Source organism: Priestia sp. YIM B13489 (genome assembly GCF_042787645.1).
In the GTDB taxonomy this organism is placed as follows: Bacteria; Bacillota; Bacilli; order Bacillales; family Bacillaceae_H; genus Priestia; species Priestia megaterium.
The window spans coordinates 161,083-183,352 of sequence record NZ_JBHZOQ010000036.1 but is presented as its reverse complement, the minus strand read 5'-3'; the positions used below and the strand labels follow the sequence as shown (position 1 = coordinate 183,352).

Below are 22,270 nucleotides of genomic sequence, written 5' to 3'. Positions count from 1 at the left end.
ATAAAGTAAAAATCTGGGCAGAAATACAACTAAAGGTCTGGTACATATCTCATGAAAAAGAGAAAAGTGAAAATGCACCTTGTATGTTTAATTTAGGATGTATTATCATGAAAGTTTGAAATGAAGGGCAGGAGGTGGAAGAAACAGATGCTTAAAGAATTTAAAGAGTTTGCTTTGCGTGGAAATGTATTGGATTTAGCTGTCGGTGTTATTATTGGAGCGGCATTTGGAAAAATTGTAACGTCTCTTGTAAATGATATTATTATGCCGCTGATTGGTTTGTTGTTAGCAGGGATAGACTTTAAAGATTTATCCTTCACGGTTGGAGATGCTACGGTATTATATGGATCTTTTATTCAAACAATTGTTGATTTCTTAATTGTCGCATTCTCGATTTTCTTATTTATTCGTTTCTTTAATCGTTTTAAGAGAAAAGAAGAAGAGAAAGTAGAGGAAGAAGTGGCTGTTCTGTCAAAAGAAGAAGAGATCTTAACAGAAATTCGCGATCTGCTAAAAGCAGAAGCGTTGAAAGAACGTTCATAACAGCAATTTTTACATACGTATAAAACGGCTAAGAGGCCCGTCTTTTCATAAGAAAAGCGGGCTTTTTTCGTGTGAAATTTCTCGGGAAATGTTAGTGGTATGATCATGGGGAAATTAGGCGTGAAAGCGCGAGAGATAGGAATGTTAAAATCATATTAAAAGTGTTAAGATATTGTAAATAGGAGGCTTAAGGTTATGTTTAAACATTTGTATCGTTCTTTGCCAATGCTGGCAGCGTATGGGCTGCTTAGCGTTTTTTTATACAGTGTTGTTATGTTTAATGTATCAAATGACACAAAGATATTGTTTGACTGGGCCCAAATCCATACAGCTGGGTTCGTAGTATTAATAGGGGGATGCTCCCTTGTTTTATGGGCGCTCACTTTCTATTTGCTACTTCGGTTTAATCAGATAGAGAGAATACAAGCTTCGCAGTGGTATGCCATTTTTACGGCAATTGTGTTTTCAATTGCAGTAGCAGCTGTTTCTGCCATGGTTTTTGTTGTCTATCATATTGATATACATAACCCAGGCAAAACAATAGAGTGGATGCAGGCGTACCCTCAACGCTATCTCTTTACGGTATTTTTGCTTTCGCTGTTAACACTAGCGATCATTATGCTAGTAGGGGAAGCTTATTTAGGGGCTGGGATTGCCTTTGTTCTGTATTTTATTTTAGCTCTCGTAAACTATTACAAAAAAATCTTTCGAAATGAACCATTGTTCCCAAACGATTTTATTCAGGCCAGTCAGTTAAAAGAAGTTATTCCGATGATTAAAGATTCGATTTCAATTCCTATTGTAATAGGAGTTATTGGATCTATTATCGTACTGATTACTCTTTGGTTTTTCTTGCCGAAAATTAAAATTCGATGGTTTCTTCGAATTATTATGATTCTGCCGCTCATCTTTTTAATGAAATCATTTTTATTCTTTGAACACTCGTTTGCTCAAAAATATTATGATCAATATGCTGCGCTGATGCCTTGGAATCAGCAAAATAATTATTACTATAATGGACCTGTTATTGGCATGATTTCAAATGTTAAAACAGATGTGCTGCAAGAGCCGGATGACTACTCAGAAGAAGCTATGGCAAAAGTGACAAAGCGCATTCAGTCAAAGGAAGAGAAAACACAAGAAAGCAAGACTGAAGTCAAACCAAACGTTGTGTTTGTGATGAACGAAACATTTTGGGACCCAACAAAGCTTAACGTGACGTTCTCTGAAGATCCAATGAAAAATACAAGAGAACTTCAAAAGAAATATCCTTCCGGATGGTCTTTAAGTCCTTCGTTTGGCGGGGAAACAGCTAATGTGGAGTTCGAAGCGCTGACGAGCTACTCTTTGTCTTTCTTTAACCCTGGAGGCCTTCCTTATCAGCATGTATTGAGTAAAAAAGAATATCCGTCTTTTGTTTCTTATTTAGAAAAGCAAGGCTATGCTACAACAGCTATGCATCCAAACAGCGGCATGCTTTATATGAGACAAAATGTATATCCAAACTTGGGATTTGATCAAGTGAAGTTTATTGATGAAATGAAGCATACGCAAAAAGATAACAAAGAGTTTGTTTCCGATGAAGCGGTAGTTGATGAAGTACTCGATACGCTTCGTCAGTCGAAAAAGCCTGCATTTGTGCATGCTGTAACGATTGCAAATCATCTTCCTTATTCGGCGGATAAGTATAATGGTCAGGAAACCATTAAGGTAACCGGTAAAGGGTTATCACCGGAAATGGAAAAGGAAATTGAAATTTATGCTGAAGGAATTAAACGTTCAGATGCTGCTTTAAAACGATTGAACGATGAAATTCAAAAGCTGGACGAGCCGACCATTGTAGTATTTTGGGGAGATCATTTGCCGGCGCTTGGCCAAAACCTTCAAGCTTACAAAGAAACGGGTTTTGGAAACGAGAAAACGCAGCAAACATCTCAAAAATTTTATGAAACGCCGCTCTTATTTTTATCTAATTACGATACGAAAATAGATAAAAATCTCGGTACGATGAGTCCTATTTATATTGCTCCGACGCTTGCTCAATCTCTTGGTTACAAAAGTAATCTGTTCTACGATCAGTTGAATCAAATGAAAACAGAAGTGCCGGCTTTTCGTTCAAATATGTATATAGATTCGAAAGGAAAGCTAGTCGATGATCCGGCGGCGCTATCTAAAAAAGCTGCAAAAGAACTTCAAGATTACCATGAAGTTGAGTTTGATACATTATCCGGGAAACAGTACGAAACGCATAAGTTGTATAAATAAAAATAAAAACTCCTTTTAATATAAAAGGAGTTTTTATTTTTTAAGTGTTTAAGGTTGTACTAAAAAATAATTCATGTATAATATTTTAAGGTTAAAAGTAAACTTTAAGTTAAGTAAAACAAAACTTGAGTTTGGAACAGCATGAACAATCATTCATGCTGTTTGCTAATTTTAAATACAGTTGAGGATCGAGAGTATGGAAATAGGAAAGAAAATTAAAAATTTACGATTAAAAAAAGGTTTAACACAAGAAGAGCTAGGAGAACGTACTGATTTAAGTAAAGGCTATATTTCCCAGCTAGAGCGCGATTTAAGTTCACCGTCTTTAGAAACATTTTTTAGTATTTTGGAAGTGCTAGGGTGCGAACCGAAAGAATTCTTCGAAATTGATACGCATGTTCAAAAGGTTGTATACAGAGAGGAAGACTACACGAGTTATTGCGAAGATGAAAAAGGTTACCATATTCAGTGGCTTGTGCATGAATCAAATGAAAAAGAAATGGAGCCGATTCGTCTTATTCTTCATGAAAAGGGTGCATTTAAGAGATTTGAGCCTTCCCTTTCAGAAACGTTTGGCTACATTTTGCGCGGGTGTGTGAAGGTAAAGCTTGGAGGCAGAATATATGAAGCCAAACAAGGAGAAACCATCTATTTTCAAGCTTCTGAAGAACATCAGATTTTAAATGCTCATGACGGAATAACAGAGTTAATTATCGTGGCGACAGAGTCTTATTTATAGAACAAAAGAGGTGAAGTGAAATGACATCTACGAATACAATTATTCAATTTGAAAATGTGACCAAGCAATATGATAATGATTCAGTTGTATTGGATCATGTAAGCTTTGAAATTGAAAAAGGGAAATTTTATACCCTCTTAGGTCCATCGGGATGTGGAAAGACAACGATTTTACGATTAATTGCAGGCTTTACGGAAGCCTCAAGCGGAACGATTTATTTTAATGGGAAAAGAATTAATGATGTCCCGGCTAACAAACGACAGGTTAATACGGTTTTTCAAGACTACGCGCTTTTCCCCCATTTGAATGTATTTGAAAATGTAGCATTTGGTCTTCGAATCAAGAAGATGAAAAATGCTGATATTGCAATAAAAGTTAAAGAAGCCCTTCGTTTTGTTAACTTAGAAGGATATGAAAACAGAGAAATAAAGGAAATGTCGGGCGGCCAAAGACAGCGTGTAGCAATTGCACGAGCAATTGTAAACCAGCCCGAAGTCATTTTGCTGGACGAGCCGCTTTCAGCTCTTGATCTAAAATTGCGTACAGAAATGCAATACGAGTTAAGAGAATTACAGCGTCGTCTAGGTATTACGTTCATTTTTGTTACGCACGATCAAGAAGAAGCGCTTGCGATGTCCGATGAAATCTTTGTTTTGAATAAAGGAAGAATTCAGCAGAGCGGGGAACCTACAGATATTTATGATGAGCCAATTAATCGTTTTGTTGCCGATTTTATTGGTGAATCAAATATTGTACCAGGTAAAATGATTGCGGACTTTTTAGTGGAGTTTGGCGGCCAGCAATTTGAATGTGTCGATCAAGGATTAAACCAAAATGAGCAGGTTGAAATTGTGATTCGCCCTGAAGATTTAGCCATTACAAGCTCCGATCAAGGAAAGCTGCAGGTTCGTGTAGATTCACAGCTGTTCAGAGGAGTCCATTATGAAATTTTAGGCTATGACCATGCAGGGAATGAGTGGCTCGTTCACTCTACGAAAAAGGCAACGGTTGGCGAAGAAATTGGTTTATATTTTGAACCTGAAGCTATTCATGTTATGCGATTTAATGAAACGGAAGAAGAATTCGATAAGCGACTCGAAGGTTATGAAGAGGATTACGATGCAAACTAAATCAAGAAATATTTACTTAGTCCCGTACGTGTTATGGATTTTGCTTTTTGTAGTTGCTCCCATTGTATTAGTTGTCTATTATTCTTTTTTCAACATCGATAATGAGCTGACGCTTGAAAACTATAAGAAATTTTTTACTCCAGTTTATTTACAGATGACGCTGAGTTCATTTTGGTATGCCTTTTTAATTACGTTATTTTCCTTGGTTTTTTCTTATCCTACAGCTTATTTACTAACGAAGCTTAGGCACAAGCAGCTTTGGCTTCTACTGATTATTTTACCGACGTGGATTAACCTATTATTAAAAGCTTATGCTTTTTTAGGTATATTTGGCACGTATGGTACGGTTAATAAGTTTACTAAATTTCTAGGACTTGGTACTCATCAAATTTTATTTACTGACTTTAGTTTTGTATTTGTATCGGTGTATATTTTTATCCCCTTTATGATTTTGCCGATCTTTAACTCTTTAGAAGAACTTAATCCCTCGCTTATCTACGCTTCGCGAGACTTGGGGGCATCTTCATGGGTGACATTTAAGCGCGTGGTATTTCCGCTAACGCTAGAAGGGGTTAAATCAGGTTGTCAGGCTGTTTTTATTCCAGCACTATCACTCTTTATGATTACGCGTTTAATTGCTGGAAACCGCGTCATTACACTGGGAACAGCGATTGAACAACATTTTTTAGTGACGCAGGATTGGGGCATGGGCGCCACAATAGCCGTCTTTTTAATTATTGCGATGGCCGTTATGATGCTCATAACAGGCACTGGAAAGAGAGGTGTGTAAAATGAAGAGAAAGTGGAAGTTCAGCCACCTTTATTTATTTTTTGTCTTTTTCATTTTATACGCGCCCATTTTTTATTTAATGTATTACTCTTTTAACAGCGGAGGAAACATGCGTGAATTTGAAGGGTTTACGTTAGATTGGTACAAAGAAGTGTTTCAAGACACGCGTTTGCTTATTATTGTCTTGAATACTCTTATTATTGCTCTACTGTCTTCCGGTATTTCAACTATTATTGGCGTGATAGGGGCACTTGCTATCGTATATGTGAAGCGCAGACGTGTTCAAAATACGCTGTTAACATTTAATAATGTGTTAATTGTGAGTCCAGATGTTATTATTGGCGCATCTTTTTTAATTCTATTTACCATTATCGGTGTAAAGCTCGGATTTATATCGGTATTGTTAGCGCATATTGCATTCAGTGTACCGATTGTGGTCATCATGGTTCTGCCTAAGCTGCAGGAAATGAGTCCGACACTGCTCGATGCAGCCCGTGATTTGGGAGCAAGCCGCTTTGAAGTACTTTCGAAAGTGGTATTGCCATTTATTCGTCCTGGTATCTTTGCAGGCTTTTTTATGGCTTTAACTTACTCTTTGGATGACTTTGCGGTTACTTTCTTTGTGACCGGGAACGGTTTTTCCACGCTTTCAGTAGAAATTTACTCGTTAGCAAGAAGAGGGGTCTCTCTGAAAATCAATGCTCTTTCTACTCTTATTTTCATGTTTACCGTGCTGATTGTGATTGGTTATTACTTTATCAGCCAGCGATATAGCAATAAAGTGAAAGGGGTGGCGACTGGAAAATGAAGCAATTAGCAAAGCCGTTTATCTTCATCGTCATCCTTTCTTTCGTTCTTATGTATGTGGTTCATCATTTGAACAATGCCGAAGGATACTCTGGAGGAGATACGCTGACTGTCTATAATTGGGGAGATTATATTGATCCTGATTTAGTGAATCAGTTTGAAAAAGAAACCGGAATTAAAGTCATTTATCAGACCTTTGATTCGAATGAAGCAATGATGACCAAAATTGAACAAGGCGGTACAACATTTGATATTGCTGTGCCTTCTGAGTACGCGATTAGCAAGATGCGGGAAGAAAATTTACTATTGCCAATTGATCATTCGAAGCTGCCTAATTTAAAATACATTAATCCGCGTTTTTTAGACTTATCCTTTGATCCTGGCAATAAGTACTCTATTCCTTATTTTTGGGGAACTGTGGGTATTGTGTATAACTCTGATATGATTCATGGCAAGAAGATAAAAAGTTGGAATGATTTATGGGATCCTAAGCTGAAAAATCAAATTTTACTTGCAGATGGCGCTAGAGAAGTGATGGGAATGGGGCTAAACAGCTTAAATTATTCATTAAATGATACGAATAAAGCCCATCTTCAAGAAGCAAAAAGAAAGCTTGATACATTAACACCAAATGTTAAAGCCATTGTAGGAGACGAGATTAAGATGCTCCTAGCAAATGAAGAAGCGGCAATTGGCGTTGTTTGGTCAGGCGATGCTTCTGAGATCATGAGTGAAAACGATAAGCTGAATTACGTTGTTCCAGAAGAAGGTTCGAATTTATGGTTTGATAACATGGTTATTCCAAAAACGGCTAAAAACGTAGAAGGCGCACATAAATTCATGAACTTTATGCTAGATCCTAAACATGCTGCTCAAAACGCGGAATATGTAGGGTATTCTACCCCTAATAAAAAAGCGTTAGATTATTTGCCGAAAGAAGTAGCGGAAGATGAACGTTTTTATCCAGAGGAAGAACTAACAAAAAAGCTTGAAGTATATAATAACTTAGGCAAACGAATGCTTGCTTATTACAATGAATTATTTTTAGAATTTAAAATGCACCGTAAATAAAAGGAACTTAATTAGGTATTTGTACTTAAGTTCTTTATTGTTTTTGTAAATTCAGTTGCGTGATAGCAAGAGGAAAGATAAAATACAAACGAGTAAAGCTAATAACATTTATTTTGTGTTATTAGCTTTTTTATTTGTAAAACGGGAAAGATAAGAAAAAATTGAATGTTCTATTATTCATCTAGAAGTTATATTTCACATTATGTAGGAGAGAAAAAGTGAAGCAAAAACAAAAGCAGCATATTCAATCCATTTATTTTTTACGATTATTCGCTATGATGATGGTTGTGCTCGTACATGTAACAGCAGCATATGCAACGGTACTGCCATTTGCAAGCGAAGCTTATCAGAAATATCATTTTCTTAACCGAATTGTTCGAATTGAAGCAGGAATCTTTATTGTGATCACAGGTTTGGTTTTCTTTTATAGTTATATTAACAAGTCTTTAACAAAGACTTTATGGAAAACGTATTATGCTCGAAGAGTGACATATATTTTGGTTCCCTATATTATTTGGGCACTTATTTATGAATTTTATTCGTACTATGTAGGAGCAACAGAATTAAATGCAGCTGATATTGTGAAACGTATTTTACGCGGAGAGTCCTACTATCAGCTTCATTTTATCTTTTTAATTGTACAAGTTTATCTCGTGCTGCCGGTTTTTGTATGGCTAGCACAAAAAGTAACCATTTTTAAAAAATACATGTGGCTGTTTGGCATCATCATTCAGCTTGGTTATTTAATGCTTAACAATACGTATCATATCACTTCATTTAATTTATTTTTAAATACAATGGCTACGTTTTTACTCGGCGGTTGGATTGGCATTTATTATCGCGAGCAAGTGGATAAAAAGTACAGTCGTTCGAATATTGTATTGTTTCTAGTGACGCTCGGATCGGGAATAGCTATTTCACTGTTGAATTATCACTTGTACACAATGAAGACAATCCACATTTCAGGCTTTACGTATGAGGCTGTTAATACGCTTTATTTGGTTGCTGGAAGTTATTTCTTCTTCCGAATTGCAGAGATATTAGCTGAAAAGCTTTCTGCAAAGTCCGTGACGGTTGTTAAAAATATTGCCATGTACTCGTTTGGCTTTTACTTGATTCACCCAATGGTTTTAAACTTTGTGGCAAAAGCAGTACCAATACAAGGCAACTACATGTTTCACGTTGAAATCTTGGCACGCTATATTCTAACATTAGCGGGCTGTTACCTCATCATTTGGGGATGTCATCGTCTTTTACCGTTTGCTAGCTTTTTGTTTGGTAAACTGCCAAAAGAAGCGGTGTTCATTTACCGACGTCCTGATCATAAATAGCGTTTAGTTAAAAGTTATGTCTGCTTGCAGACATAACTTTTTTTATAAAGTATAAGAGATGATAACACGTTAGTTTTAAAATATTTTTAAAAGTGACATGCTAAGATAATGCTTACTTAGGTACTCACAAAAGGGGGAATTTGATATGCGTGTACTTGTGGTAGAAGATGATGCTTCCTTATTACACGGTATCGTAGAAGGCTTAAAAGAAGAAGGATATGAAGTTGATTGTGCGTCTGAAGGAGATGAAGGTTTGTTTTTAGCAGAGCAGAATATTTATGATGCTTTGATTTTAGATATTATGCTGCCGGGTATAACAGGACTTGACATACTAAAAAAGCTAAGAAAACAAAAGGTGCTGACGAAAGTTATTTTTCTCACTGCAAAAGATAGTGTAGAAGATCGAGTGAAAGGACTCGATTATGGAGCTGATGATTATTTGGTTAAGCCTTTTGCCATGGCTGAACTTTTTGCGAGGTTAAGGGTGATGCTCAGAGACTTGCAGGCAGAAGAAGGCATGATTTCATATGGTCCCATTTCTATACGAGAAGCCAATCATGAAGTTATGATAAATGGGAGTGCCCTAACGTTAACGATTAAAGAATTTCAGCTTTTGGAATACTTTATTCGAAATAAAGAACAAATCCTTATTCGAGATCAAATTTTTAATCGCGTATGGGGATTTACATCTGACGTAGGAGTGGGTGTAGTAGACGTCTATGTTCACCATTTAAGAAAGAAGCTTCAGCCTTTTAATTGTGACGGTTATGTACGTACAGTGAGAGGCGTAGGCTTTATGTTAAAAGGGGAAGAGCATGTTTAAAAAGACGAGAATCAGGCTTGTGTTATTTAACACAATCGTGCTGATGGTTATTTTGAGCATTTTTAGTTTAGTTTTATATTTTTATATGCAGCATGTTATTTTTTTAAATCCAGACAATCGGTTAAGTGAGATGAGCGAGCAAGTTAAAAAAAGAAACTTACATGAGATTCAGGAAAACAATGAGAGAGAAACAGAAAGGCGGGTTGCGTTTTTACTTTGGAGCAGTGATAAAAAACTAATCAAAATCACACCTAAAAAAGGGTTATATACAAACGATATTGACGACTTTAAGCCTGCGCTCTCAGAAGGGAAAGCCCAAACGTCGCAAGAGGTAAACGGTCATGCTTATCGAGTGATGAATGTGAAAAACGAAGGGTATATAAAAGATCAAGACGTTTCAACGATTCAACTTGTCTTAAACGTAGATCCAGAAACTCAAACCTTAGAGCACCTTGCTTTTCTTCTTATCATTTCAGCGTTTATTGGACTGCTTCTTTCGCTTGTGGCTGGCTTGTTTTTAGCTAATCGAGCGCTTGTACCTATACAAAAGTCGTGGAACAAACAGGTCGAATTTATTGCAGATGCTTCCCATGAGTTAAGAACGCCTCTTTCCGTGATGCAAACGCATCTCGAGCTATTGTTTAGACGGCCAAATCATACGATCGAGCAAGAAAGCGAAAATATTTATCAAAGCTTAAACGAAGTGAAGCGGATGACGAAGCTGGTGGGTAACTTACTAACACTGGCTAGATCTGATTCAAGTGCGCAGCTGCTAAACAAAACGGTCTTTAATATGGGCGAGCTGGTTGATAAAGTAGCTAATCAATTTGAGCCCATATTTGAACTGAAGGAGCTGCACTTCACCAGGGAAATTGAATCGTTAATGTGCGGAGGAGATCAAGAACGACTTCATCAGCTATGTATGATTTTATTAGATAACGCTTTTAAATACACTCCATCTGGAGAAAGCATTCACATCAGTCTAAAGAAACATCATCACTCTATGACGTTAATCGTTAGAGACACAGGCATTGGAATTGAAGCGAAAGACCTTCCATATGTGTTTGATCGCTTTTATCGAAGTGATAAGAGCCGAGCACGTGCCGAAGGAGGGTCAGGTTTAGGTCTCGCGATTGCCAAATGGATTGTACAAGCTCACGACGGAGAAATTAAGGTTTTTAGCCAGAAAAACGTGGGTACGGAATTTTATGTGAAAATTCCGCTATGAAAAAAGCTGCCTATCATCAGGCAGCTTTTTTCATCACTTTTTTAGTGGCGGTCTTCCACGCTTTCCATGCATTAGCAAGTAACAGGCCAATTAATAAATAGGCAAGGCCGCCAAAAACTAAGTAATCTATAGCGCTAATCGCCCCCGCAAGCAGCCCGAATTTTATTTGGTCTTTATACTTGGCAGGAGAAGTTGGCGGATCCGTCACCATGAAGAAGGCTAAAAATAAAGCGGAATTAACAAAAGGAGCTCGTAAAGCATCTGCTACATCGCCTACTCCTATTAATGACATAATCGTGAAAATAGCAAAATACACGCCCAAAAACGCAAATACTTGAGGGAATTTATTTACCTTACTCGTCACAAGGTAACCCGTCACAAACACGGATACAATGAGCCATACGGGTAGTAAAGATAAGCTTCCCCACCAGCTTTGGCCGCTTGAAAAGACAATAAGTGAAAAGAGAAGACCAAAAGCAGCAGGGTTAAAAATAGGCTTCTTTTTTACTTTTACGAAGTGCTTCGATAAAATCGCAACAGCTACAGTGCAAAATGTGACCCAAGCAGGTGTAGAGGTGCTGAGTACTAAGGCAATAATTAATCCAGTAATAATTCCGCCGTCAGGAAGCTGAATTTTCTTTTTATAAGCAAAAGAAAATCCTAAATCTAAGGCAGCCGCCGAGCATACGGCAAGCAGTAGGTGTCCTAATCCTTGAAAGGCAGAAGAGTTGAATTCACCTAATAAAGTTAAAAGCAGAAGCATAGCGATTACATATCTTTTAGGGGTTTTAACTAGCTGCACCCAAAGACTTATTTCTTTTGGTTTGTTTTCATCTACAGTAATATAACCTTTTGGTGTACTGATATATTTAACACCGCTTCTTCGTTCAGAACGTGTGGTCATAATTTATTAATTCCTCCATATCTGATGTAAAAAAAGGAGTGAAACTAGAGTCGAAGAGCACGCCGCGTATGTCGGCATCATTCAATAAATTTACTCCTTTTTCCGCTCCTAAAATAAAAGCTGACGTAGATAATGCATCGGCCAGCATGGCAGAAGGAGCAATAGCTGTGCAACTCAACAGACTGCTTCGAGTGGATGGAGATAAGGGATTAACCAAATGATGCGTTGATGGATGTGTCTTATTTTTTCTAGCATAATTTCCTGATGTGCAGACAGCCGTATCTGTTACACGTAAAGTCAGTAGTGACTGCGTTTGAATCACAGGGTGCTGAATCCCAACTTTCCACAACTCTCCGTGTTGATTGCGTCCTTTAACTAGGACGTCTCCTCCTGCATTAATCATAAAATGCTGATAAGGAAGGGAGCGGGCAGCTAAATCAATCGCCAACCCTTTGGCGACCGCTCCAAGATCTATAATCATCGGTTTTTGTAAACAAACCGTTTTTTTATGTGTATCCAATACGATGTCTTTATAACTTCCAGAATCGACTGCTTCGTTCACTTGTACGGGTTTTCCATATAAGTAATGTTCATTAAAACCGCGGTTTTCTAATTGCTTTCCTACCGTTGGGTCAAAGATTCCATGCGTTTCATTTGCTACTAAGACAGCGAAATGAAGGGCTTCAAATAATAGATGACTAACAGAAACAGGCTGTTTGACATGTCTAATTAGTTTCATAACTTCGCTCTTGGCATCAAATCGACTGCATGTCGTTTCAACGATTTTAAAAATAGTAAATGCCTTTGAGATATGGTGAAGGACATTTGCTTCTTCTGATTGGGGAGCAATTACTTGAATGGAGACGGTTGTTCCCATACATAATACGGAGCGGCTATATGTTTTTATGGACATCATTCGTTTCTCCTTTATGCATTCATTGCTTGCTGAAGTGCGTCGTCCACGGCATTTTGAAAATCTTCTGTACTAAGCGTTGCTCCGCTCACGACGTCGACATCTGAGCTTTGTCTTTGTACGACTTGAGCCGGAAGGCCCTCAATGTAACTTTGAGAATAGTGAGTATCTGCTTCTGTAATTTCAACTGTATCAATTCGGTCGTTTTTAATGGTCACGGATACGTAGACAGTTCCGATACGGTTGCTTCCTTGGCCAGAATACGTTCCATCTTTGTATTTCGTTTTAGGAGCAGAACTTTCGGCACTCGCTGATGAATGGTTCCGATTAGAAGAAGCTATATCTTCTCCCCAGCTGTCATTGACAATCGTTTGATTGTCTGTTTGATCCGTCGTTTTCTTCTGATGATGAGCCGGGGTGACTTGAACAGCTTGTGCATCAGATAGAGTGTTTATATAACCAGTTGCATAAATACTTCCAATGGCTACGCTGCATGCAGCAATCATCGTTTTTCCCATTTTACTCATGTTTGTTGAACCTCCTGATTTATACCAGAACTATAGTTTCGATTATTGATGGTGATCTTTAGCATAAATAAACTTTACAAATAAACTTTTAAAAAAGATTTAAAATCAAAAAAGTTTTTTCGAAAATAAATGATCCAAGCGAAAAGGTCATTTTAAATAATGAAAGGAGAAGCTGGAATTTCTTTCACAAGCCTAGCTATTTTGACATACGTAATAATAGTTAATATTTCTGTTTACTATCTAAACGTGCATGATAAAATAGAAAAGATGAATATGTGTTAGGAGGAACATCAGTGAAAATTAAGCTTGGCCTTTTATACGGAGGAAAATCCGCTGAACATAAAGTATCTTTACAAACAGCTCTAGCAGTTTCAAAAGCAATTAATCACGATAAATATGAAGTGCATCCAATTTACATTACAGAAACAGGAAAGTGGATTCGCGGCACACAGCTGACTGGTCCGCTTGAAACAGTTGCTCAATTAGAAATTCAAGATAACGGAACTGCTATTTCACCAGTTTCATTGAATACGGAAATGTTTGCATTAACAGATTCAAAAACAGATGATCAGCTAGATGTTATTTTCCCACTTCTTCATGGTCCAAATGGAGAAGATGGTACGGTACAAGGATTATTAGAATTATTGAATATTCCTTATGTTGGAAACGGTGTATTAGCTTCAGCAGCTGGTATGGATAAAGTTGTAATGAAGCAGCTGTTTGCACAGGCAGGTCTCCCTCAAGTAGAGTACGTATCATTTATCCGCCGCGAGTGGGAAGCAGATCGAACGGCTGCTTATGAAAAAGTAGAAACACTTGGATACCCTTGCTTTGTTAAACCAGCAAACTTAGGTTCAAGCGTTGGGATTAGCAAATGTGATAACCGTGAAGAGTTAGAAGCGGCATTTGTTGAAGCTTTCTTATTCGATCGGAAAATCATTGTAGAAGCAGCAGCAGTTGGTCGTGAAGTTGAAATTGGTGTGTTAGGTAATGATGAAGCAGCTTGTTCAGTAGTTGGAGAAATCTTACCTAAAAAAGCGTTTTACGATTACAAAGCCAAATATGAAGACGGCGATACAGGCCTTATTATTCCAGCTGAAATTACAGAAGAACAGCATCAAGAAATGTCAGCACTAGCAATCAAAGCATTTAAAGCAATTGATGGATCTGGTCTTGTACGTGCAGATTTCTTCTTAACATCAGAAGGTAAATTCATTATTAATGAAGTGAATACGATGCCTGGTTTTACACCTTTCAGTATGTTCCCGTTATTGTGGAAACACGCAGGTGTTGAATATCCAGATTTAATCGAAAAACTTGTATCACTAGCAATTGAACGTCATACCGAAAAGCAGCAAATTAAACACACAATGTAACTCACACAACACTATTCATCATGAATAGTGTTTCTGTGTTTAGTTTCAATTAATGTTATCCATAGTTAACTTTATATCGAGAGGAGCAAACCAACAATGATTAAACGTACGCTTACACAGCTAGCTACAATGATTCCAGGAAGTGTATTTCATAGCGGAAACGAAACAGCTGTAATTGAGGGAGCCTCAATTGATACGAGAACCATTCAGCAAGGTAATTTATATATCCCAATTAAAGGGGAACGTTTTAACGGGCATGCATTTGTTCATAAAGCAATTGAAAACGGAGCGGTCGCTACACTGTGGAACAAAGATGAAGAAAATCCACCGACAGACATTAGTGTTATTTTAGTCGATGATACGCTAGAAGCTCTTCAGCAATTAGCGAAATCCTATCGTCACGAGTTAGATATTAAAGTAGTGGGCATTACAGGAAGTAACGGAAAAACAACAGCAAAAGACATGGTAAAAGCTGTGCTCGATACAACTTACCGCGTTCTGAAAACAGATGGAAACTTTAATAATCATATTGGTATGCCGCTTACTATTTTGCGTTTAGATGAAACTCATGATATTGCAGTTTTAGAAATGGGCATGAGCAGCCGAGGGGAAATTGAGTTTCTTTCTAATTTAGCGGAGCCTGATGTAGCCATTATTACAAATATCGGAGAATCGCACCTTCAAGACTTAGGAAGCCGTGATGGAATTGCGGAGGCAAAATTAGAAATTACAAGCGGCTTAGCGCCAACAGGTCAGCTTGTCTATAATGGTGATGAGCCACTTTTAACGTCGCGCGTTGTTAATCCAGTATTTGAAACGGTGACATTTGGCAGCTCAGAACAAAACGATTTGTATCCAAGTGCTATTTCAGCTGAAGAGTTAGGCACAACATTCACTGTTTCACGTGAAACAACATATCCATTCTTTATCCCGGTATTAGGTAAACATAATGTTCACAATGCGCTTTCTGCTATTGCGGTAGGTCATTATTTTGGACTAGACAATGAAACAATCGCTAAGGGGTTAAAAGAATTAAAGCTAACCAATATGCGTATGGAGCTCGTGAAACGAACAGATGGCTTGACCTTCATTAATGACGCATATAACGCAAGCCCAACGTCCGTTAAAGCTGCTATCACGTTGATGCATGATTTAGAAGGCTATAAGCAAAAAATTCTTGTTCTCGGGGATATGCTTGAATTAGGCAATCAGGAAAAAGAGTTCCACAAAGAAGTGGGAGAGTTTATTCAAGCAGAAAAAATTGATTATGTTCTAACATACGGCCCCTTATCTGTTGAAATTGAGCAAGGAGCAAAAAATAATTTTGCAGAAGATAAGGTAATGCACTTTGAGGAGAAAGATGAGCTTGTTAAAAAATTAACAGCGATTACAACAAGAGAAGATGTGGTTTTAGTGAAAGCATCTCGAGGGATGAAGCTTGAGGAAGTTATCTCAAAAATGATGCATAAATTACCGTGATATTAAAAAGAGTATAAGTAAGCTCTATTGCAAACGGAAAGCCATAGTGTTATGATGTAGTCTGAGTGTCTTGAGGCGCTTATACTCTAAACGTTGAATTTATTGAAGTAGTCGTTTAGAGCATTTTCCGTTTCCTCGGAGAATGCTTTTTTTTGTAAAATATAGATAGTCTAAATATAAAAGGAGTTTGAAAAACTTGGCATTATTTCAAGATTTAGGATTAAGTCAACAGCTTAATAAAGCTGTGAGTAAAATGGGTTTTGAAGAAGCAACACCAATTCAATCAGAAACTATCCCATTAGCACTAGAAGGTCACGATTTGATCGGACAAGCACAAACAGGAACAGGGAAAACAGCGGCATTTGGTATTCCTCTTATTGAAAAAGTTGATGTAAACGTAGATGCAATTCAAGGGTTAATTATTGCTCCTACTCGTGAACTTGCTGTACAGGTATCTGAAGAACTTTACAAAATTGGTCAAACAAAGCGCGTACGCGTGCTATCAATTTACGGTGGTCAAGATATCAGTCGTCAAATTCGTGCATTGAAAAAGCACCCTCATATCATCGTAGGGACACCAGGGCGTATGCTAGATCATATTAATCGTCGTACACTTCGTCTACAAGATGTTCATACAGTTATTTTAGATGAAGCAGATGAAATGTTAAACATGGGATTCATCGAAGACATTGAAAAAATCTTATCAAACGTACCTGAGAACCACCAAACACTTTTATTCTCAGCAACAATGCCTACTCCAATCCGTCGCATTGCTGAAAAATTCATGAACGAACCAAAAGTGGTAAAAGTACAAGCAAAAGAAGTAACGATGCCAAACATTACGCAGTATTATTTAGAAGTACAAGAAAAGCGTAAATTTGATATCCTTACTCGTCTTTTAGATATGCAATCACCTGAATTAGCTATCATCTTTGGTCGTACAAAGCGCCGTGTTGATGAGTTATCAGAAGCATTAAATATGCGTGGTTATTCTGCACAAGGTATCCATGGTGACTTGACGCAATCGAAACGTCTATCTGTACTACGTCAATTTAAAGAAGGTTCTATTGATGTATTAGTTGCAACGGACGTAGCTGCACGCGGACTTGATATTTCTGGTGTTACTCATGTATACAACTTTGATATCCCTCAAGATCCAGAGAGCTATGTACACCGTATCGGACGTACAGGACGTGCTGGTAAAATGGGTGCTGCTATGACATTTGTAACGCCAAGAGAAACTGGACAGTTACACAATATTGAGCGTACAACAAAACGTAAAATGGAGCGTCTTACTCCTCCAACGCTTGATGAAGCAATGGAAGGTCAACAGCGTATTGCAGCTGACAAATTAACAGAATCTGTGACACAAGGCAACTTATCTTACTACAAACAGTTGGCAGAAGAGTTACTTGAAGAGCACGATTCAGTTTCATTAGTGGCAGCAGCGATCAAATTATTTACAAAAGAACCAAACGAATCACCAATTCAATTAACTGCTGAACCACCGGTAATTGCAAAAGGTGATAAAAACAAACGTGGAAATGGCGGAGGTCGTTCACGTTCTAACTCTAAAAACTACTCACAACAAAATCGTCGTGGAAACTCAAAACGTTTTGGTGACAAGCGTCGCGGTGGAAGCAACGGCAGTGATAATAGAAATCGTAATAGCAGCAGTAATCGTAAAGATTCTCGCAGCAAAGCGTAAAATAAAAACGAGCCTTAACAGGCTCGTTTTTTTTATGTGTTAATTGCTATTTTATTGGTGCACACTATGAGTAAAATAAAATGGGGTGTTCACTGATGTCGACCATTGTTCGGTTAGGTTATGTGGCGATGAGCGTTCATTTGGAAAATAGTTCTCCTTCTCAAACAATGACTTTTGCACAATTTCAGCGTGTGAAAGACCATGAAGCGGCCGTTCGCAAGCTCGAACGTATTGCAATATCCAACTTAGAAAACTGCTTACGTTTATTAAAACATAATGCATGGAGTGAAATTGAGTTTTTTCGATTCAGTTCTAAGTTAATTCCATTAGCTAACCATGAGGCGCTAAAAGAGTGGAACTACATAGCTCCTTTAAAGGATGCTCTTCAGCGTATTTCTGTATTTTTGAAGGAACATCCAATGCGAGTAGATTTTCACCCGGATCATTTTGTTGTTTTAAACTCAACGGATAAAGAGGTTTTTAAGCATTCTATCCAAACTCTTCGCATGCATCAAAAGTTGCTAAAAGGAATGGATATTCCGCTTCAAAATCGCTGTGTTTTACATGTCGGAGGGGCTTATAATGATAAAGAAAAAGCATTGGAGCAGTTTATTCATAATTGGGGGCTTGTACCTCAATCCCTTCAGCAAATGATTATGTTAGAAAACGACGATACAACCTTTCATATAAAGGACGTCTTGTATTTATGTGAAAAACTAAATGTCCCAATCATTTTTGATCTTCATCATCATCAGGCAAACAACGATGAAACTTCATGGCAAGAGCATTGGGACCGTATCACTAGAACGTGGGAACAGGAAACGCTTCCTCTAAAAATGCATATATCTAGTCCTAAAAGTGATAAAGAATTTAGAGCCCATGCAGATTATATCGATGTTCATGGGTTTTACAGCTTTTTAAAAGAAGTAAATGGAACGATACCGCAAATTGATTGCATGATTGAAGCTAAGAAAAAAGATGAAGCGCTCTTTCAGTTAGTAAGAGACTTGAAGTCTTATGAAGATGTGGAATTTATTAACTCATCCACTTTTTATATTAAATCTTAAACCAGGCCTCATATCTGTGGCTTGTTTTTCTGTTTGAACGCGAGAAAAGCGAGAAGAAATCCAGCAATACCTCCAACGAAATGAGCTGTGTTGTTGGTTCCTGGCGTTAGCAGACCTGAAAGTAATCCAATAATTAAGAAGACGATAATGATTTGCTGGTTACTTTGAGAAAGCATATGTTTTTGTTTTATTACAAGGTAGAGGTAAAACCCGAGCAGCCCGAAAATGGCACCGGATGCACCCACATGGCTGTAAAAAGAAGATTGGGTTAGGAATGTAACGATATTTCCAAGAAATCCACACGTAAGGTAGAATAGAAGAAACTTATAAGAAGAAAGAATACGCTCAGCACCTGGCCCTAACAAGAACAATGAAAATGAGTTAAAAAGAAGGTGTGAAAAGCTTAGATGCAAAAAGATAGGTGTGAAAAGTCGCCAGTAGTCTCCTTGAGAAATTAAGCTATTCACACCGATAAGCTGATGTATAAAAGATTCTGCAAGGTTTGAGGGAAGAGCGGCAATTAACCATAGCGCAATGTGAATGCAGATAAGCGTAAAGGTAACAGGGTAAAAACGTTTAAATTCAGCTGCATTTTCTGTGCGTACGAACATATTTGTCACTCCTTTTTATAAAGGCATTTTTATATACTATTCTGTAAGAGAGGATTAAATGAAAATGATTATAGGAACTGGAATTGATATTACAGAGTTAGAGCGGATTGAAAAAATGGTGCAGCGTCAAAGTGCTTTTGTTACTCGGATTTTAACAAAAAATGAAAAAGAACGCTATGAAAAGCTATCAAGCCGACGTAAGGTCGAATTTTTAGCAGGGAGATTTGCTGTGAAGGAAGCATATTCGAAAGCTCTTGGAACAGGAATAGGAAAAGATTTCAGCTTCCAAGATATCGAAATCGTGAATGATGAAAGAGGAAAGCCCCACATTGTTACAAAACAACCACTGGACGCGTCCATACACGTATCTATTTCCCACAGTGCGCACTATGCGATTGCTCAAGTAATTATTGAACGCTTGTCAAGCTAGTCTGCATATTCACTATTTCTTGTTCATATATTCATAGTGTGGATAGGGGAGACAAGATATGTTCTTGCTTCTCCGTTTAGCTGTGAATATACGAAATAAAGGAGTTGGGGAAATGCATAAAAAATGGATTGGCTTATTTGTTTGCGCCTTTTTTCTCTTAGCCTTATCAGCATGCGGTGAAAAAAGTCAGCAGGATGTAACAGATGCATTGGATGCCAAGGTACAAGAAATGGCGGGGTATAAATCAGATGCTAAGATGACATTGAATACAGGGAAAGATGCTCAAGTATACGATGTAGAGATTTGGCATAGTAAGCCTATGTATTATCGAGTGAATTTGAAAAATACAAAGAAAGATCAAAGCCAAATGATTTTGCGTAATGATGAAGGGGTTTTTGTTTTAACGCCCGCCTTAAATAAAAGCTTTCGTTTTCAAAGTGACTGGCCACAAAATAGCAGTCAAGCTTATTTGTATGAATCTCTTGTCCAAGATATTGTGAAGGATGAAAAGGCAAGTTTTAAATCAACAAATAAGCATTATATTTTTGAAACAAAAACCAACTATCAAAATAGCACGATGCTTCCTAAACAAGAAATTACGCTGAACAAAAGTGATTTAGCGCCTGTTTCGGTTAAAATTATGGATACGGATAACAAAGTGTTAATAAAAGTTGATTTCTCTAAGGTGAAATTCGATTCTAAGTTTGATAAAGGGGCTTTTGATACAAAAAGAAACATGACAAGTGCAAAGATTGACGTTCCGACATTAGCTCAGCAGAGATCATTTAGCGTCCTTTATCCTAAGGATGTTCCAAAAGGTACAAAGCTGTCCAAGGAAAAGAAAATTGAGACGGAAAATGGCGAGAGAGTCGTTTTAATGTACAAAGGAGAAAAGCCGTTTACGCTTGTACAAGAAAAAGCACAAGTAGCTAAAACAGCAACATCTACAGTTACTGCCGGAGAGCCATTTGATTTAGGTTTTACTGTGGGAGCTTTAACGGATAAAAGTCTATCTTGGACATATAATGGAGTAGACTTTATGCTGGCTTCTGATCAGCTAACACCAGATGAATTGAGTACAGTTGCTAGATCTGTGCAAAGTCAGATGGGAAAATAAGAGAAGCTTACAAGCCTGCATATATGTAGGCTTGTTCTTGCGTAATTTGAATAAAGATCGAGATGAAGTTTGACTATAGATGTATTATACTAACAGAGGAAAGTACGTTTAGAATGGTTCTGAAAAAAGGAAGTGTCGTAGTAATGGATGCATTTTATAGAGAAACATGGGCAGAAATTGATGTAGAAGCCATTTTTCAAAATGTGAATCATGTAAGAGAACTGATACCGGGGCATAAAACGTTAATGGCCGTAGTGAAGGCGAATGCGTACGGGCATGGAGATAAAGAAGTAGCAGAGATTGCGCTTCAAGCTGGTGCTGATATGCTAGCTGTAGCTTTTTTGGATGAAGCTATTGCTCTTCGGAAAAAAGGAATAAAGGAATCCATTTTAGTATTAGGCGCCGTGCCTACCCTACACATTCAAACTGCATTGGAGTGGGATGTAACGGTCACTGCTTATAGCAAAGCTTGGATTGAAGAAGCGGCTTCCATTCTAGGTGAAAACAGTCAGCTGCATATGCATTTAAAAATAGATACAGGCATGGGTCGCTTGGGAGTTAGAACAAAAGAAGAATTACACGAAACAATGAAGATCATCGCTTCTCATTCGGGATTCGTGCTGGATGGAGTGTTTACACACTTTGCAACAGCAGATGAGCTAAACTCGACTTATTTTGAAGAACAATACACATTCTTTGAAGAAATGGTTCGAATTGTGAAAGAATATAATTTTACACCTCCGATGATTCACTGTGCAAATAGCGCAGCCTTGCTTCGTCGTCCGAAAGATATCTTTAATGGCGTACGCTTAGGTATCTCTATGTATGGCTTGAGTCCTTCTGAGGAATTAAAAGAAGTCTTGCCAATTCCGTTAAAACAAGCTTTTTCGCTGCACAGCCGTATTGTGCATGTTAAAAAAGTCAAAAAAGGGAGTCATATCAGTTACGGAGCTACTTATGAAGCTAAAGAAGATGAATGGATTGCTACTATTCCAGCAGGATACGCAGACGGCTGGATTCGTAAATTAAGCAATTTTGAAGTATTAGTAGATGGAGTTAAAGTGCCAATTGTTGGTAGAATCTGCATGGATCAATTGATGATTAAATTACCTAAAATGTATAAAATGGGTACAAAAGTAACATTTATTGGAAAACAAAAAGGTGCTGAAATTACAATTGATGAAGTAGCGAAGCATCTTGAAACAATTAATTATGAAATCCCTTGCATGGTTGCAGCAAGGGTTCCGAGGGTTTATACAAGAGATTCGCAGCACATTGATGTTAATAATTATATCTTGCGCTGAATATACATCTTCCTGAGTCAACATAAAAAGTCTGCTAACACAAGACAATAAAATAATAACTTCCATGCATAAAAGAGGGTATCAATTGACGATAATAGTGTAGAAAT

General features: G+C 37.6%; 21 protein-coding genes. 17 read left to right on the top strand and 4 right to left on the bottom strand.

The features are described from left to right. Positions 1-147: 147 nt before the first annotated feature. The 10 genes from mscL to ACFX4W_RS02785 all read left to right on the top strand — a co-directional run bounded on the left by mscL (position 148) and on the right by ACFX4W_RS02785 (position 10,727). Positions 148-543 (top strand): large conductance mechanosensitive channel protein MscL, encoded by a 396-nt coding sequence (mscL, locus tag ACFX4W_RS02830; RefSeq protein ID WP_043977792.1) that lies wholly within the window; start codon positions 148-150, stop codon positions 541-543. A gap of 195 nt (positions 544-738) precedes the next feature. Further along, positions 739-2,808: an LTA synthase family protein gene (locus ACFX4W_RS02825; RefSeq protein ID WP_237075558.1), complete on the top strand. Its 2,070-nt coding sequence runs from the start codon at positions 739-741 to the stop codon at positions 2,806-2,808. Between the two features lie 196 nt (positions 2,809-3,004). Further along, a complete protein-coding gene (locus ACFX4W_RS02820; RefSeq protein ID WP_013054985.1) occupies positions 3,005-3,547 on the top strand; it encodes a helix-turn-helix domain-containing protein in 543 nt (180 codons plus the stop codon). A gap of 20 nt (positions 3,548-3,567) precedes the next feature. Beyond that, entirely contained in the window at positions 3,568-4,677 is a 1,110-nt protein-coding gene (locus tag ACFX4W_RS02815) for an ABC transporter ATP-binding protein (protein WP_028410433.1), read from the top strand. Further along, positions 4,667-5,467 carry an ABC transporter permease gene (locus ACFX4W_RS02810; protein ID WP_043977797.1) on the top strand — a complete coding sequence of 267 codons (801 nt, stop codon included), beginning with the start codon at positions 4,667-4,669 and terminating at the stop codon, positions 5,465-5,467. Before ACFX4W_RS02815 ends, ACFX4W_RS02810 begins: the two co-directional genes overlap by 11 nt. Before the next feature lies 1 nt (position 5,468). Next, positions 5,469-6,275 (top strand): ABC transporter permease, encoded by an 807-nt coding sequence (locus tag ACFX4W_RS02805; RefSeq protein ID WP_043977800.1) that lies wholly within the window; start codon positions 5,469-5,471, stop codon positions 6,273-6,275. After that, the gene (locus ACFX4W_RS02800) at positions 6,272-7,345 is read left to right on the top strand and encodes an ABC transporter substrate-binding protein (RefSeq protein ID WP_042992389.1); all 1,074 of its coding nucleotides are present in this window, start codon (positions 6,272-6,274) and stop codon (positions 7,343-7,345) included. The genes ACFX4W_RS02805 and ACFX4W_RS02800 overlap by 4 nt, the downstream gene beginning before the upstream one ends. Positions 7,346-7,563: 218 nt before the next feature. Next, positions 7,564-8,676, top strand: coding sequence for an acyltransferase (locus tag ACFX4W_RS02795; protein WP_237075557.1), 1,113 nt, complete (start codon positions 7,564-7,566; stop codon positions 8,674-8,676). A gap of 145 nt (positions 8,677-8,821) precedes the next feature. Beyond that, positions 8,822-9,499, top strand: coding sequence for a response regulator transcription factor (locus ACFX4W_RS02790; RefSeq protein ID WP_162215154.1), 678 nt, complete (start codon positions 8,822-8,824; stop codon positions 9,497-9,499). Continuing rightward, positions 9,492-10,727: a sensor histidine kinase gene (locus ACFX4W_RS02785; RefSeq protein WP_280560701.1), complete on the top strand. Its 1,236-nt coding sequence runs from the start codon at positions 9,492-9,494 to the stop codon at positions 10,725-10,727. The genes ACFX4W_RS02790 and ACFX4W_RS02785 overlap by 8 nt, the downstream gene beginning before the upstream one ends. Positions 10,728-10,743: 16 nt before the next feature. On the opposite strand, the gene ACFX4W_RS02780 is transcribed toward ACFX4W_RS02785, so the two are convergent. Genes ACFX4W_RS02780 through ACFX4W_RS02770 form a run of 3 tightly spaced genes read right to left on the bottom strand, consistent with a single transcriptional unit; the run spans position 10,744 to position 13,071 of the window. Beyond that, the gene (locus ACFX4W_RS02780; RefSeq protein ID WP_043977811.1) at positions 10,744-11,631 is read right to left on the bottom strand and encodes an RnfABCDGE type electron transport complex subunit D; all 888 of its coding nucleotides are present in this window, start codon (positions 11,629-11,631) and stop codon (positions 10,744-10,746) included. Then, complete coding sequence (locus tag ACFX4W_RS02775) at positions 11,615-12,544, bottom strand: FAD:protein FMN transferase (RefSeq protein ID WP_377559226.1); 930 nt, start codon at positions 12,542-12,544, stop codon at positions 11,615-11,617. Before ACFX4W_RS02775 ends, ACFX4W_RS02780 begins: the two co-directional genes overlap by 17 nt. Positions 12,545-12,558: 14 nt before the next feature. Beyond that, positions 12,559-13,071, bottom strand: a complete 513-nt coding sequence (locus tag ACFX4W_RS02770) for an FMN-binding protein (RefSeq protein ID WP_043977815.1) — start codon at positions 13,069-13,071, stop codon at positions 12,559-12,561. A 293-nt stretch (positions 13,072-13,364) separates the two neighbouring features. On the opposite strand from ACFX4W_RS02770, the gene ACFX4W_RS02765 reads away from it, so the two are divergent. The 4 genes from ACFX4W_RS02765 (at position 13,365) to uvsE (ending at position 18,701) form a co-directional block, all read left to right on the top strand. Then, positions 13,365-14,447 (top strand): D-alanine--D-alanine ligase, encoded by a 1,083-nt coding sequence (locus tag ACFX4W_RS02765; protein ID WP_013054995.1) that lies wholly within the window; start codon positions 13,365-13,367, stop codon positions 14,445-14,447. A gap of 96 nt (positions 14,448-14,543) precedes the next feature. Next, entirely contained in the window at positions 14,544-15,926 is a 1,383-nt protein-coding gene (locus ACFX4W_RS02760; RefSeq protein WP_377559225.1) for a UDP-N-acetylmuramoyl-tripeptide--D-alanyl-D-alanine ligase, read from the top strand. 196 nt (positions 15,927-16,122) lie between these two features. Continuing rightward, positions 16,123-17,634 (top strand): degradosome RNA helicase CshA, encoded by a 1,512-nt coding sequence (gene cshA, locus ACFX4W_RS02755; protein WP_016762753.1) that lies wholly within the window; start codon positions 16,123-16,125, stop codon positions 17,632-17,634. Between the two features lie 95 nt (positions 17,635-17,729). Then, on the top strand, positions 17,730-18,701 hold the full coding sequence (gene uvsE, locus ACFX4W_RS02750; protein WP_280560705.1) for a UV DNA damage repair endonuclease UvsE: 972 nt from the start codon (positions 17,730-17,732) through the stop codon (positions 18,699-18,701). Between the two features lie 8 nt (positions 18,702-18,709). Here the strand turns inward: uvsE and ACFX4W_RS02745 are convergent, their stop codons facing one another. Then, complete coding sequence (locus tag ACFX4W_RS02745) at positions 18,710-19,312, bottom strand: rhomboid family intramembrane serine protease (RefSeq protein WP_043977820.1); 603 nt, start codon at positions 19,310-19,312, stop codon at positions 18,710-18,712. A gap of 64 nt (positions 19,313-19,376) precedes the next feature. Here ACFX4W_RS02745 and acpS point away from each other — a divergent pair, with 64 nt between their 5' ends. From acpS to alr, 3 genes are all read left to right on the top strand, one after another. After that, positions 19,377-19,742 (top strand): holo-ACP synthase, encoded by a 366-nt coding sequence (gene acpS / locus ACFX4W_RS02740; protein WP_043977839.1) that lies wholly within the window; start codon positions 19,377-19,379, stop codon positions 19,740-19,742. A 58-nt stretch (positions 19,743-19,800) separates the two neighbouring features. Next, the gene (locus ACFX4W_RS02735; protein WP_043977822.1) at positions 19,801-20,859 is read left to right on the top strand and encodes a LolA family protein; all 1,059 of its coding nucleotides are present in this window, start codon (positions 19,801-19,803) and stop codon (positions 20,857-20,859) included. 62 nt (positions 20,860-20,921) lie between these two features. Next, entirely contained in the window at positions 20,922-22,163 is a 1,242-nt protein-coding gene (alr, locus tag ACFX4W_RS02730; RefSeq protein WP_483879983.1) for an alanine racemase, read from the top strand. Positions 22,164-22,270 lie beyond the last annotated feature (107 nt).